The organism is Rhizobium sp. P1_B8, from assembly GCF_056406515.1.
In genome coordinates, this window is sequence record NZ_JBFTZZ010000015.1 from 311,950 (window position 1) to 325,941 (window position 13,992).

Annotated in this window: 13 protein-coding genes; 7 read left to right on the forward strand and 6 right to left on the reverse strand. The window is 59.6% G+C overall.

Annotated features, from left to right (window positions below; all coding sequences use genetic code 11):
* Nucleotides 1-26: 26 nt before the first annotated feature.
* The 4 genes from AC1D2N_RS19130 to AC1D2N_RS19145 are packed head-to-tail and all read left to right on the forward strand — an operon-like array spanning nt 27 to nt 4,080.
* A complete protein-coding gene (locus AC1D2N_RS19130; protein WP_018245751.1) occupies nt 27-1,355 on the forward strand; it encodes an ABC transporter substrate-binding protein in 1,329 nt (442 codons plus the stop codon).
* Nucleotides 1,355-2,293: a carbohydrate ABC transporter permease gene (locus AC1D2N_RS19135; RefSeq protein ID WP_113543068.1), complete on the forward strand. Its 939-nt coding sequence runs from the start codon at nt 1,355-1,357 to the stop codon at nt 2,291-2,293. The genes AC1D2N_RS19130 and AC1D2N_RS19135 overlap by 1 nt, the downstream gene beginning before the upstream one ends.
* On the forward strand, nt 2,293-3,108 hold the full coding sequence (locus tag AC1D2N_RS19140; protein ID WP_003550140.1) for a carbohydrate ABC transporter permease: 816 nt from the start codon (nt 2,293-2,295) through the stop codon (nt 3,106-3,108). Before AC1D2N_RS19135 ends, AC1D2N_RS19140 begins: the two co-directional genes overlap by 1 nt.
* 18 nt (nt 3,109-3,126) lie before the next feature.
* Nucleotides 3,127-4,080 (forward strand): sugar kinase, encoded by a 954-nt coding sequence (locus AC1D2N_RS19145; RefSeq protein ID WP_130729651.1) that lies wholly within the window; start codon nt 3,127-3,129, stop codon nt 4,078-4,080.
* Nucleotides 4,081-4,158: 78 nt separating this feature from the next.
* On the opposite strand, the gene AC1D2N_RS19150 is transcribed toward AC1D2N_RS19145, so the two are convergent.
* The 3 genes from AC1D2N_RS19150 to AC1D2N_RS19160 form a co-directional block, all read right to left on the reverse strand.
* Nucleotides 4,159-5,004, reverse strand: a complete 846-nt coding sequence (locus tag AC1D2N_RS19150; protein WP_130729652.1) for a carbohydrate ABC transporter permease — start codon at nt 5,002-5,004, stop codon at nt 4,159-4,161.
* 5 nt (nt 5,005-5,009) lie between these two features.
* Nucleotides 5,010-5,948: a carbohydrate ABC transporter permease gene (locus AC1D2N_RS19155; protein WP_130729653.1), complete on the reverse strand. Its 939-nt coding sequence runs from the start codon at nt 5,946-5,948 to the stop codon at nt 5,010-5,012.
* Nucleotides 5,949-6,034: 86 nt separating this feature from the next.
* Nucleotides 6,035-7,282: an ABC transporter substrate-binding protein gene (locus AC1D2N_RS19160; RefSeq protein WP_018245746.1), complete on the reverse strand. Its 1,248-nt coding sequence runs from the start codon at nt 7,280-7,282 to the stop codon at nt 6,035-6,037.
* Nucleotides 7,283-7,856: 574 nt separating this feature from the next.
* Here AC1D2N_RS19160 and AC1D2N_RS19165 point away from each other — a divergent pair.
* Nucleotides 7,857-8,891 (forward strand): LacI family DNA-binding transcriptional regulator, encoded by a 1,035-nt coding sequence (locus AC1D2N_RS19165; protein ID WP_477981777.1) that lies wholly within the window; start codon nt 7,857-7,859, stop codon nt 8,889-8,891.
* Between the two features lie 19 nt (nt 8,892-8,910).
* Here AC1D2N_RS19165 and AC1D2N_RS19170 read toward each other — a convergent pair whose 3' ends face one another.
* Together AC1D2N_RS19170 and AC1D2N_RS19175 are read right to left on the reverse strand one after the other, a co-directional pair.
* Complete coding sequence (locus AC1D2N_RS19170) at nt 8,911-9,846, reverse strand: alpha/beta hydrolase (protein WP_130729654.1); 936 nt, start codon at nt 9,844-9,846, stop codon at nt 8,911-8,913.
* The gene (locus AC1D2N_RS19175; RefSeq protein ID WP_130729655.1) at nt 9,843-10,991 is read right to left on the reverse strand and encodes a Gfo/Idh/MocA family protein; all 1,149 of its coding nucleotides are present in this window, start codon (nt 10,989-10,991) and stop codon (nt 9,843-9,845) included. The genes AC1D2N_RS19170 and AC1D2N_RS19175 overlap by 4 nt, the downstream gene beginning before the upstream one ends.
* A gap of 279 nt (nt 10,992-11,270) precedes the next feature.
* Here AC1D2N_RS19175 and AC1D2N_RS19180 point away from each other — a divergent pair, with 279 nt between their 5' ends.
* Complete coding sequence (locus AC1D2N_RS19180; protein ID WP_130748217.1) at nt 11,271-12,089, forward strand: sugar phosphate isomerase/epimerase family protein; 819 nt, start codon at nt 11,271-11,273, stop codon at nt 12,087-12,089.
* A 92-nt stretch (nt 12,090-12,181) separates the two neighbouring features.
* Here the strand turns inward: AC1D2N_RS19180 and AC1D2N_RS19185 are convergent, their stop codons facing one another.
* A complete protein-coding gene (locus AC1D2N_RS19185) occupies nt 12,182-12,943 on the reverse strand; it encodes a DeoR/GlpR family DNA-binding transcription regulator (RefSeq protein ID WP_018245741.1) in 762 nt (253 codons plus the stop codon).
* A gap of 245 nt (nt 12,944-13,188) precedes the next feature.
* Between AC1D2N_RS19185 and AC1D2N_RS19190 the strand changes: the two genes are divergently transcribed.
* Nucleotides 13,189-13,989 carry a beta/alpha barrel domain-containing protein gene (locus AC1D2N_RS19190; RefSeq protein ID WP_018245739.1) on the forward strand — a complete coding sequence of 267 codons (801 nt, stop codon included), beginning with the start codon at nt 13,189-13,191 and terminating at the stop codon, nt 13,987-13,989.
* Nucleotides 13,990-13,992 lie beyond the last annotated feature (3 nt).

Below are 13,992 nucleotides of genomic sequence, written 5' to 3' on the forward strand. Positions count from 1 at the left end.
TCGCCGGCAAAAGGAGGAGGAATCACATGTCATCGTTTTTAAATCCGACGAGACGCGGCTTTCTGGCGGGCACGGCCGCTTTTGGGGCCAGCAGCATGCTCGGCGTGCGGCTGGCATCGGCTGCGGTCGATTGGAAGCGCTTTGCCGGCACGACGCTCGAAGTCAACCTGGTCAAGAGCCCTCGCAGCGAAATACTTCTGAAGTACCTGCCTGAATTCGAGGAGCTCACCGGCATCAAGGTCAATGCCGAAGCGACGCCCGAACAACAGCAGCGCCAGAAGACGACCATCGAGCTGAGCTCCGGCAAGCCGAGCTTTGACGTCGTGCACATGAGCTATCATGTCCAGAAGCGGCAGTTCGAAAAGGGCGGCTGGCTTGCCGATATCAGCGGTTTCCTCAAGGACCCCTCTCTGACCGACCCGTCTCTGGTTGAAAGCGACTTCGCCGAAGCCGGCCTGACTTTTGCCAAAGATCCGGACGGCGTTCTGCGTTCGCTTCCATTCTCGGTCGATTACTGGATCATCTATTGGAACAAGGCGCTGTTCGAGAAGAAGGGGCTTGCCTACCCGACGACGTTCGAAGAACTCGCCAGTGCTGCGGAGGCGCTCACCGATCCTTCCACCAACACCTACGGTTTCGTCGCCCGCGGCCTGAAGAACGCCAATACGCCGGTCTGGACGTCGCTGCTGCTCGGTTATGGTTCGAGCCCGCTCGGCCCTGATGGCAAGCTGCGCACAACATCGCAGGAAGCGATCGATGCGGCCAAGCTTTACCAAAGGCTGATGACCAAGACCGCCCCTCCCGGCGTATCCGGTTTCAACTGGGCCGAGGCGCAGTCGGCCTTCCTGCAGGGCAAGATCGGTATGTGGCTGGACGGCGTCGGTTTTGCGCCGCCGATTGAGAATCCGGAAAAGTCACGCGTCGTCGGCCAGGTCGGTTACGGCATCATGCCGAAAGGTCCGAAAGCACAGGCCGCAGGCACCTTCGGCGACGGGCTTGGCGTCGTCGCGGCAAGCCAGAAAAAAGAGGCCGGGTACCTCTTCTGCCAATGGGCGATTTCGCATGAAATGGGCGCACGTCTGCTGCAGGCCGGCGCCGGCGTTCCTTTCCGCCAGTCTGTCCTCGAGGATGCGAAAGTCCGTGAAGGTGTCAAGATGCCGAGCGCATGGCTTGATGCCGTCGTCGGTTCCGGCAAGATATCGAAGCTCGCGCTGCCGGTCATCATTCCGGTCACCGAGTTCCGTGACGTTTATGGCGTCGGTCTTACCAACATGATCGGCGGCGCCGATCCCGAAACCGAACTGAAGGCAGCGACGGCACAGTTCGAACCCGTCCTGGCGAAAAGCGAGGGATAATGGCGTCGACAAGTATCGAAACGACCGCAGTGGCCAAGACGTCGAAAGGAAGGAGCAAACCAGATCGGTTTGCTCCCAACTACTGGCCCTTCGTCATCCCGGCGCTCATCGTCATATCAGCCGTCATCGTCTTTCCATGGGTGTTTACTGTGTGGATGAGCGTCAACAGCTGGACGCTCGGCCAATCGCAGGTCTTTGCTGGGCTGGACAATTACGCGCGCCTCGCCACCGACATGCGCTTTTGGGAGTCGCTGTGGCATACGGTGCTCTATACGACGCTGTCGGTGGTGGTTCCCCTTTTTCTGGGGACGCTCGCGGCGCTGATCTTTGATGCTCAATTTCCACTGCGCGGTCTTATCCGCGGCATATTCGTGATGCCGATGATGGCGACACCGGTCGCCATCGCACTCGTCTGGACGATGATGTTCCATCCGCAGCTCGGCGTCCTCAACTATCTCCTCTCCTTCATCGGCATCGGCCCGCAGGAGTGGATCTATAATCAGAGCAGCGTCATCCCGTCGCTGGTGCTGGTCGAGACCTGGCAGTGGACGCCGCTTATCATGCTGATCGTGCTCGGCGGTCTGGCGGCGGTTCCGCGCGAGCCCTATGAAAGTGCTGAAATCGACGGAGCCAATGTCTGGCAGAAATTCCGCTATCTGACGCTGCCGATGATCGCGCCGTTCCTGATGATTGCCGTGATTATCCGCAGCATCGATGCGGTGAAAAGTTTCGACATCATCTATGCCATGACCCAAGGCGGCCCCGGCACGGCGTCGGAGACGATCAACATCTATCTCTACAACACCGCTTTCGCCTACTACGACATCGGCTATGGCTCGGCTATGGCGGTGGTCTTCTTCATCCTCATCGTCCTGCTCTCCTTCGTCCTTATGATGCTCCGGCAGCGCGTAAATTGGTCCGACGGGGAGGCACGCTGATGAAGCGCAAGACACTCGATCGCATCGGACTGCTGTTTGTTGCTTTGGTGATGATCTCGCCGGTCGTCCTGTTCTTCCTCTGGATGATCTCGCTGTCGCTGAAATATGAGATCGACAACGGCGCCTATCCGCCGATCTTCATTCCGGAGCGCTTGGCCTGGTCGAACTATCTGAAGGTCTTCGAAGAGAACAACTTCTTCCTCTATCTCTGGAATTCGGTGCTGGTGACGGGTGCGGCCACGCTTCTGGCGCTGCTGATCGGCGTGCCCGCCGGATATGGCATCGCGCGGCTGAAGGCGGAGAAGTCCGCGATGGTCATCATGATCGCACGCATGACGCCCGGCCTTTCTTTCCTGATCCCGCTCTTCCTGCTGTTCCAGTGGCTGAATCTGCTCGGCACGCTCATGCCGCAGATCATTATACATCTCGTGGTCACCGTGCCGATCGTCGTGTGGATCATGATCGGTTATTTCGAGACGACGCCGATGGAGCTGGAAGAGGCTGCAAGCATTGACGGCGCCACACCCTGGCAGGTTTTCCGGCTGGTCGCCTTGCCGATCGCAAGGCCGGGCATCGTGGTCGCCTTCATCCTGTCAGTCATCTTCTCGTGGAACAACTTCGTCTTCGGCATCGTGCTCGCCAGCCGCGAGACACGCACGCTTCCGGTCGCAGTCTACAACATGCTCTCGTTCGAGCAGGTCAGTTGGGGTCCGCTGGCGGCGGCGGCGTTGATTGTCACCTTGCCCGTGCTGATATTGACGGTGTTTGCGCAACGGCAGATCGTGGCGGGCCTGACGGCCGGAGCCGTCAAGTGAGCGGGTGAGACAACGGTTTTGACGACTTCTGCCTTCGACCCGCCTCCCGGTCAGGCGCGCCGCGTTTTGTGTGTCGGCGCGGCGGTTATGGACACGTTGTTTCGCGTGCGCTCGTTACCGACCGGCCAGGGAAAAATTCTGCCTTACGATATGCTGCAGATTGCCGAAGGCATGGCATCGAGCGCGGCCTTTGCGGTCACCCGGCTGGGCGGCAAAGCCAGCCTCTGGGGCGCAGTCGGCGGTGACGCCACCGGCGACCGCATCATCGCCGACCTCAGCGACAGCGGCATAGACACGAGCGGCATGGTGCGTGTGGCAGGCGCCCGCTCGGCCGTCTCGACGATCCTTGTCGATGACCAGGGCGAGCGCTTGATCGTGCCTTTCTACGATGCCGGCCTGCACGAAACGGTCAAGCCGGTCACAAAACAGGACGTTTCTGCTTTCGATGCGGTGCTGGTCGACGTCCGGTGGCCGAAGCTTGCTCTGCGGGCGCTGTCGGCGGCCCGAGAGGCGGGCAAGCCGGCCATTCTCGATGGTGACGTTGCAGGCGATGGCGTGATCGAGATGTTGGCACCGGCCGCCAGCCATATCGTATTCTCGCAGCCGGCCGCCGAACGGCTTGTCGGGACAGCCGAGCTGTTGAAGGTCGTCGGCGTTCTGAAGCGAAAGTTCGAGCATGCCTTCATCAGCGTCACGGCTGGCGAAAATGGCTGCTTCTGGTTGGACGACCGAACCGGCGAAATTGTCCATCTTGCCGCTCCGAAGGTGAGGGCGGTCGATACACTCGCGGCCGGCGATATCTTCCATGGCGCTTTTGCGCTGGCTACTGCGGAAGGCTTGCCGATCGAAGAGACGATGCGATTGTCATCCATGGCGGCGGCACTCAAATGCCAGGTATTCGGTGGACGTATCGGTGCGCCCACCAGAGCCGAAGTCTGCGATGCCCTGCGGGATTGGAGCGCTGGGCGGTAGTCTTGGCGGGCAGGCAGATCGGAAAAGCGATCTGCCTGCGGTATGCGTTCTCAAAGCCAGTTTAGGATCAGCGCTCCATCAGCTTTTGACCGAGCCGGCTGTCATGCCTGCCAGGAAGTAGCGCTGAGCAACGAGGTAAAGGACCAGAAGGGGAAGGGAACCGAGCACGCTCATCGCCATCATCTCGTTCCACTCGAAGGCGTGCTGGCCCATCAGAAGTTGGATGCCGATCGGAACGGTTCTAAGATCCATCGATTTCGTCAGCGTCAGCGCGAAGAGGAATTCGTTCCAGGCCAGCAGAAATGTGTAGACCGCCGTGGCGACGATCCCGGGGATGGAGACCGGAACGATGACGCGCCAGAGCGCCGTCCAGCTCGAGCCGCCGTCGACAAGGACGGCCTCGTCCAGCTCTTTCGGCAAGGTGTTGAGATAGCCTGTCATCAGCAGGATGGCATAAGGCAGTGTGAAGACCATGTAGGTCAGGATCAGCGCCAGATAGGTATCGAAGATCCTGAAGGCGACCACCATTCCGAAATAGGGGATGAGAAGGGTGATCGGCGGAACGGTCTGGGTGCTGATGATGAAGATGTTCAAGGTGTTCTTGAACCGGAACTGATAGCGGCTGAAGCCGTAGGCGGTCACGATCGCGACGACGAGGGTCAGGCACGTAACGACGCCGGCAACGAAGTAGCTGTTGATGAAGAACCGCACTTTCACCGGATCGTTGAAGATCGTCAGATAGGCGGCCACCGTAAAATCCTGCGGAAAAAGCCGCGGCGGAAGGGCGAAGATTTCGGTATTCGATTTCAGCGAACTGAAAAACATCCACACGATCGGAAAGGCCGAAAAGACCAGGCCGATCCCCAGGCCGAGATAGGTCAGGATGGTCGGCAATACCGAGCTCTTGAAGGAACGCTTTGCCATGGCGATCACCTGCGCTGCTGGTGTTTGATGTAGAAGTAGGTGACGCTCATCGAGATGATGAGGATGATCATCGCGCTCGCCGAAGCCAACGAAAATTCGTACTGGGAGAAGGCGAGCTTGTAGGTGAAGGTGGAGAGCACTTCCGTCGAATAGATCGGCCCGCCGCCCGTCGTCATCCAAACGAGTGGAAAAACCTGCATCGTCCAGATGAAGTCGAGAAGCGCGATGCTGATGATGATCGGCATCAACTGCGGAATGGTGATGTACCAGAATTTTTCGAGTTCGTTGGCGCCGTCGATACCGGCTGCCTCGTAAAGCTCCTTCGAAATGCCCTGGAGGCCGGCGAGCAGGCTGACCATGTAGAGCGGATAGCCTGCCCAGATATTTGCGAAGGTCAAAGCGTGGATGGCGGTGCGCGTGGACGAAAACCACTCGACCTTGAAGTAGATGATATGGAGCGCCATCAGCACGCTGTTGACGACACCGTTCGGGTCGAGCAACAGGCGCCAGATGATGGCGATGATGACGGCGGTGAACAGCCAGGGCAGGATGAAGAGCACACGCAGGATGCTGCGAATGAGCGGATCGACGCGGTTGGTGTTCAACAGCAGCGCGAAGGCCAGGCCGATGATGAAGTGGAAGACGACGCTCATGATCGTGAAATAAAGCGTCTGCACCACCGACTGCCAGAAGACCGGATTCTCGAAGATGGTCAGATAATTCTGGAAGCCCGCGAAGGCAGCGTCCTTTTTCATGATGGCGCCGTCCATCAATGAATATTTGAAGACCATCACCATCGGGAACAGCATCAGCAGAACAAGCAGGAGGGTCGCCGGCGACACGTAGAAATACGGCACCAGCTTCCTCAAGGTGCTGTAACGAAGCCATCCTTTTCTTGGCGCTTTGGCGTGCGCAGCGACCAGAGCCGGAGCGGAATGATTCATGAGCTGTGACTTCCATTCTGCCGAGATTTGACGACTGCACCGGCAGCGCCAGGGCGCGCTGCCGGTGATCCGTGAAAGCGACGTGCTTAGAACTTTGCGAGCCACGCCTTCTGGGTATTGGCAGCCGCATCCTTGGCTGATTGCCCCCCGTCGAACATCTTCTGAACTTCGACGTTCATGTCGCGCATCAGCTCTTCGGCGACCGGAAGCCCGACGAATTCGTTGGCAGGATAACCGCTCTGGAAGATTTTAAAAGCTTCCGCGAAAATCGGGTCCGATGCCACGAAATCCGGCTTGGCGTGGACGTTGCCGGGGAAGGCGTTGGCAATCGAGACCAGACGGCCGTTGACGTCAGGGCTCATCAGATATTCGACGAGCTTCCAGGCCTCTTCCTTGTGCTGGCTGCCTTCGCTGATGCCGATGCCCCAGGACGCATAGGGCATGCCGCGCTTGCCGGTGTAGCCGTCAGTGGCTGGCAAGGCTGATATGCCGAAATTGAGCTTCGGATTGCGCTCGCGGATGAGGGTCACATGGGCGAGGGAATCCACCATCATGCCGACGCGGCCGTTGACGAATTCCTCGACCTTGTCCTGTTCCTTCTTGGCGAAAATGCCGGGAGAAATAACGCCTTCTTTATTGAGGGAAGCGATATAGTCGAGCGTTCCGACGACAGCGTCATTTTCGAGGTCAGGCTTGCCGTCCTTTAGCATCGAGGCGCCGGAGGCCCAGACCCAGGACATCACGTCGTTCTGGATTCCGCTCGGAGATTGCAGCGAGAGCGGCAGAACCCAGCCATACTGGTTCTTCGCGGCGTCGGTCATCTTCTTCGCGGCGTCTGCAAATTCCGTGCGGGTCGTCGGCAGCTTGTCGACGCCGGATGCCTTGGCGATATCGAGGTTCACGAAGACGGGATAGACGAAGGATGCGAGCGGGAACATCACGCTCTTGCCATCGACCTTGACGATATCGGTGATCTGGCTCTTGTCGTACTTGGCCTTTTCCATCAATTCGTCCATCGAGGCGATTGCGCCCTGCTTGGCGAGCCCGTTTACCCAGGCACCATCCAGCCCCACTACGTCGCTCAGCGTTCCCGAGGCGGCGCCGACGACGATCTGGTCACGCGTCGTGGCATAGGGACCGCTGACCAGCGTCACCTTGATGCCGGGATTTTTGGCTTCGAAATCGTTCATAATGCCGCGCAAGGCGCCGGACGGCATTTCGGGTTCCCACCATTGAATGAATTCGATGGTGGTGTCGGCAAACGCGGATGTGGCGCAGAGCGCCCATACCGCTACGGCAGCCCGCATGGTCACGCCGAATTTTCTGATATTCATCTGTGCCTCCCAAAGATTGTCAGTTAATCGATCCTCCTCAAGATCGTAGGCAAAGTAGGTTCCCTGAAGCCCCCATCTGTCAATGAAGAACTGTGATCAGGAAAGGATGGGGGGGTCGACATTCGCGGCGCGTGTTCAGTTAAATCATTGATAGAAAATAATAAAATGGATTGACATCGTCAGTATTTTTCTGCAGCATTTGTGTTGCTTGTGACGCATTTTTTCTTTACTTTCGTAAACAAATGAAAGTTTACCCAACAAAATGAAAAGAGTGGCGCCCGGCAGTCTTCACTGTAAATTTTCGAATTTAGGCGCTGAAACAAGCGCCTTTTGCAACCACGCGGCGCAGACTGCGCAAGTCGCAGATGAAGGGAACATTTCGATTTTCGAAAGGAGGGGATGGCCCGCACCAAAATGACGGATCACGCCGGCTTACGTGTTGGTTTTCGACGATTCCGGAAAACGAAGTTCACCCTGTACAAATTGCCGAATGCGTGATTTGGCGCGTCAGTGGACCTGCCGTTGAGTGAGAAATCATTCCTGACCAGTTGTCGTCCCGCCAATAAGGAATTGAATGGCCAAGAAAAGCTATAAATCGATGGATGACTTCGCAACCGCCGCCGGCGTATCGCGTCCGACATTGTCGAAATATTTCGATGATCCCTCGCTGATCAAGGAGGTCACCCGCAAGCGTATCGAGGCGGCTCTCAAGAAGTCGAATTTCGAGCCGAACCTTTTCGCGCGGCATCTCAATCGCAAGCGGACCAGGAATATCGGGATTCTGGTCCCGACCATGTCGGATCCCTTTTATGTGCAGGTGGTGTCGCTGATCGAGCTGGAGTTGCGCGAAAAGGGTTTCTGGCCCGTCCAGATATCTTCGCACACGCGGCCAGAGCTGGAGGCGGAGGCCGTGCGGACCCTGCTCTCGCTGAAGGTTGCAGGTGCGATCGTGGCGCCGCTCGGGGCCGGTTCTCGCCGTTCTGCGCTGGAAAGACTAAGCGACGCAATCCCCGTCGTCTGCTTCGACAACCCTGCCAGCGCTGACCTTCCTTATGTCGGCAACGACAACGCGCAAAGCATGGCAGCCATTGTGCAATATCTCTGCCGATCCGGTGAGCCACCGATATTCCTGGAAATTCCGCATTTGACGGAAAATGCCGGCGAGCGGCAGGCGAGCTACCGCGCGACCATGGCGAGGGAAGGGCATTCCCCGCTCGTCATTGATTGCGACGCCCCACCTTCCTGGGAATTCGAGCGTCTCGGATACGAGCAGATGCAGAGAATTCTTGCGAATGGCGGTCTTCCCGGCAAAACGCTGCTATGCGCCAACGACCGCTTCGCTTTCGGCGCGATGGCAGCCGCATTCGCTTCGGGACTGAAAATCGGCCGGAGCGACGCTTGTGACGTACGCATCGCCGGGCACGACGATCACCCGCTGAGCCGATATACCTGTCCGTCGCTGACGACCATGGCCCAGAACGCGCCCGAGATCGCGGCGAAATCCGTGGAGCTTTTGCTGGCGCACATCGAGAGCGGGGATGATGGGACGACCCCTGTGACCAACAGGGTGATCCTCGAGGCGACGCTTGTTATGCGCGACTCGGCTTGAGACTGGGCGGGTTCCCGCTTCAACGGGCAAGCGCAGGGTCCATGGCGCGCCATGCCATTGCAATGGCTTTGAGGGCCTCTTGCCCCTCCGGAATGGCCCGTCTCTTTGATACGAAGCCATGGATCTGTCCGGGCCAGGTCTGGCTTGTGGCCTGCGCTTCCAAGCTCAGCCGCTCGGCATAGGCCGCCCCTTCGTCAAATAGTACGTCGTATCCGGCAAGGATCACGAAGGCTGGCGCCACCCCCGCCAGCGACGCTGCGCTGAGCGGCGAGGCGCGCCAATCCGCCCCGCTCGCGGCTTCCGGCAGATAGTGGTCTCGGAACCATTTCATCGCCGCGGCCGTCAGACCGAAACCCTCCGCATAACGCAAGTAGCTGTCGCTTGCCTGCGACTGGTCGGTCACTGGATAGATCAACACCTGTCCGATGACAGCCGGCACCTGTCCGTCCCGCGCCAGGAGGGCGACGACGGCGGCCAGATTGCCGCCGGCGCTATCGCCGGCGACGATAATCCGCAAGGGATCGATGCCGAGGGCATCAGCTTGATCGGTCATCCAGACGAGTGTTGCGGCGCAATCATCGATCGCGGTCGGAAAGGGGTGTTCCGGGGCCAGGCGATAGTCGGGTGAAACCACGACGGCGCCTGCCATATTGGCAAGCGTCCGGCAGATATCCTCATGGGTTTCCGGCGCGCCGATCACAAAGCCGCCGCCATGGAGATAAAGCAAGGCCGGTGCACCCTGGCGCGGCGCGGCCCGACCGCGCCATATCTTCAACCTGATGGCGCCCACATGGCTTTCCAACATCTCGGCCACGTCCTCGAGTGGCCACTGGATGTCTGCGAAACTGTCCAGATACTGCTGCCGCGCCTGCGCCGGGGTGCAACTTTCCACCGGCGTTTCCGGATCGCCCGGCCAGGCAAGGGCGCGTTTGGCGGATTCGTCCAGTTGCGTCATGCCAGCAAGCTCCTTGCTTCGTCTTCCCGCAATTCTTTTGGCTGCGCGACAATACCCGTAATAGTCTGCGCGATATCGGTTTCACCTGCACGCAGGATCGCTTCCATGACTTCGAGCACATGCAGGGCGAGATCGCCCGAAGCGCGTGGCGCACGGTCTTCGATGATTGCGCGCGCGAGATCGGCAAGGCCAAGCATGCGGTAGTTGGCACGATCCGGCGCTGCGATCGGCCAGTTGACGGCACCGAAGAGTTCGCCTGATGTATCCGTTTCCTGCCAGGGAGCGCCACGGCTGGAGAGCCCGACGGAGCCGCCGAAATTGTCGGGGTCGGGCAGGCGCAGCGAGCCTTCGGTACCGTGGAGCTCGATGGGGTGGTTGGAGTGGCGGAAGACGTCCCAGGAGCTGCCGAAGGTGACCGTGGCGCCGCAATCGAATTCAAGGAGCGAAAGCACGCTGGTCGGCGTGCCCACCCTGAATGTGGTGCCCTGTTTCGGCCCCTCGGCGGTGATGAGCCGCTCTTCCTGCCCGCTTGTGGCGACGGCCTGCACACGGCGGATCGGCCCCATCAGATTGACCATCATCGTGAGATAGTAGGGCCCCATATCCATGACCGGGCCGGCGCCGGCCTGGTAGTAGAAGCTGGGATCCGGATGCCAGTGCTCCATGCCGCGCCCCATCATGAAGGCTGTTCCAGTCACCAGCTTGCCGATAGCGCCGGCTTCCATCTGCCGCCGGGCATGGCGTCCGGCCGCTCCCAGGAACGTGTCTGGCGCCGAGCCGAGCATGAGGCCCTTGCCGGCGGCGGCATCCACCAGCCGGCGTCCTTCCGCGGCCGTGACGCCGAGCGGCTTCTCCGTGAAGACATGCTTGCCTGCCGACAGCGCCCGCATCGAAACGTCAAAATGCGCAGCCGGGATTGTCAGATTGAGGATCAGGTCGATGTTCTTGTCGTCAATGAGGCTATCGACGTCAGCCGCCCGCAGATCGAATTCCGCCGCGCGGCGCTTGGCGGCATCAGCGTTGAGGTCTGCACAGGCGATGATTTCGACGTCGCGGAACAGCGGCGCGTTGCGCATATAGGCGAGCGAAATATTGCCGCATCCCACAACGCCTATCCTGAGTTTCATACCATTGGTCTGTGTCATCGAAGAACCTGATTTTGCCGTTGCGGTGTGAAGGGTTGAGGTGCGTTACATTTTAATCGCAAGGAATAAAATATATTGACGCACGGTAACATTTGACCGTAGGTAATGGCAAGACGCTGGCGTCGCAATCCCCGCTGAAGAGCCCGCCGTTCCGGTGTTCGGCCGCCTCTCCGGGCGGAAGGGGTTTGGCAAGGCCGGCGAAGCCACGGGGATTGCTCGCGCAGGGAAGCCGCCGGCTTCGGTACCGGCTGTCATCAACGAATAGGTCAGGACCGAGATATGAAAAATGCTGAGCTGCAGATCGGCTGCCAAACATTCACCTGGGAGATGCTGGGTACCGGTTGGAGCGGCGGTCCGGACGATCTGGTGCGCGCCATTGCCGATGGCGGATATGCCGGTATCGAAATCACCGACACGATGATCGGTCACTACGCGCTCAAGCCTGCCGACTTTGCCCGCACCCTGAAGGATGCCGGTTTGGCGCTGGTTTCCTTTGCCTTCGGCTCCGCCAGCGGCTTCACGGTTGCGGAAAAGATTGCCTCCGATCTCGACGCGGCGCGGCGATGGGTCGATTTCGCGGCGAACTTTCCCGGTGCGATGGTATCGATGGGATCGGCGACGGTCGTCTCGGATGGTCCACTCGATGAGAAATTCGCCATTGCGGCCGAGTACTACAATCGTGCGACCGAGATCGGACAGTCGGCTGGCGTCGCCGTTGCGGTCCATCCTTCCTCGCACCACAATACGCTCCTCTTCACCCGCAACGACTATGATCGCCTCTTTGCTCTCTTGGATCCAGGCGTGGGTTGGGTGCCGGATACCGGCCATATCCTGCGTGGCGGCCAGCAGATCGGCGATACGCTGGCGGCCCACCGGGACCGGATCCGCTACGTGCATCTGAAGGATGTTGACGCCGGCGGGACCTGGGCGATGCTGGGGGAAGGCGTCTGCGACGTGCCTGCCGTGATTTCGGCCATTCGGGATGCGCCGAACTTTATCGGCTGGATCGTGGTCGAGGAAGAATCGGACCATGCCGGAACCGATCCTGCCGCGGCCGTTCGCGCGAACCGCGAGACGCTTCGACGTCTGGGATTTTAGCCCTTCTCGTATTCCATGGCGTCGGCCAAAGCCATCCGTCGACGCCAAAGCCTCTCCTGTCTCTCTTGTAAATTGGAGAGGTGGACTGCAGGTCACGCGTAGCGAACCTCCACGCCCAGCTTGTCCAGCCGGTGGCGAATGCTGTGCGGCATGTTGCTGTCCGTGATGATCAGGTCGACGCGCGATAGCGAGAAGGCTTTGGAGGAGGCGCCGATGTCAAATTTGCTCGAATCCGCCACGAGGACGACACGCCGGGCCATGCGAACCAGGTTGCGCTTGGTTCGCGCAATATCCTCGGAGACATCGACGACGTCGAAGGCCTGATCGATCGCGTGGGCGCTGACAAAGGCCTGGTGGGCGACGAGGCCGCCGACCGCCTTGTCGGAGTCCGACACAATCGTGCTCACGGTGCTGGGAAATACGCGGCCGCCGATCATGTGCACGTCGAGCCCTGGACGGTACATCAGATGCTGCGCGATGTTCATCGCCGTCGTCGCAACCACGACGTTGTTGACCGGGGGCATCTGCATGGCCACTTGCAACAGCGTCGAACCGCTGTCGAAGACGATTGACTGATTGTCGATGATCTGCCGCGCAGCCATCTGGGCAATGCGTCGCTTCGCATCGAAATTGCGCTGCATGCGTTCCTCAAAGGCCGCCGCTGGCGAGTCGGACGGCAGGGCGATTGCCCCGCCATGTGTTTTGATCAGTTGCTTCTTCGCGTCCATGATTTCGAGGTCGGAGCGGATCGTCACTTCCGAGACCTCGAAGAATTCCGCGAGCTGGCGGGTGCGTGCCTGACCGACCCGTTGAAGTTCCAGCATGATCTGCTGCCGCCTCTGCTCTGCAAGCATTTGTGATCCCGACCTGTCGCCTTTTGCGACCATATGACTTTTGAAAAACGAAAGTTCGCCGCCTTATCCTACGGCTCCTGCTGCAAAAATAGCCGCATGATGACGAAAATGCACGTCAAAAATTCATCATCCATGTAAAAACGAAAGAAATCGAAATATTGAATATTTGTTTGTTTTCGAGTTAGGGTTTCCTCAGCATCGGCGCCAGCAATCGCAAAGCCGGCAATCACGAAGGAAGTATCGCCATGGGTCTCGGAACCAAAGTCCGCCTCGCACGCCTGTTCTCGAACCCATCGGGTCATCTGTTCGGAGGCGCCGTCGATCATTTTGTCGGTTATGGCAATGTGCGTGAGGGCGGGCTTGCCGACCTGCCGGGTGCGCTCAGACGCGTCATGGCGGGGGGACCCGACTACATCAGCATCCAGCCTGGCGCGGCGCGCCACCTCTGGTCGGAATATGCCGGAAAGGCAGCGCTCGTCATTCAGGGTGGTTGCTTCACCGCTGACGACCGCATTCGCCAGCTTATTGCGACCCCGGAAGACGCGGTGCGCTATGGTGCGGACGCTCTGGCTGTCGCCATTCCCGTGCGCGGCGCCACCGAAGGAGAATATATCCGCTGGCTCACCGATACGGTCAACGCCGCCGCCCGCTTCGAGATGCCGGTCGTTGCTCATGTCTATCCCCGTGATTTCTCCGACGGCGGCAAGATCGTGTTCACCCCGGATGAGATTGCCTATGCGGTGCGCATCGGATTCGAGGCCGGAGTCGACGTGATCAAGGTCGGCTATACCGGCGATTTCGAATCCTTCCGCGAGACCGTTGCGACCTGCCCGATTCCGGTCGTGATCGCCGGCGGCCCCAAGACCGAAACGCTGCTCGGAGCGCTCGTCCAGACCTCGGAGGCATTGCGCGCTGGAGCCAAAGGCGCGGTCGTCGGTCGCAACCTTTGGGGCCACGGCGATACGACCATGGCTGCGCGTGCCTTCAAGTTCGTCATTCATAAAGGCATGACGCCGGAGGATGCGCTGGCGGCGGCCGGTGCTTGAGAC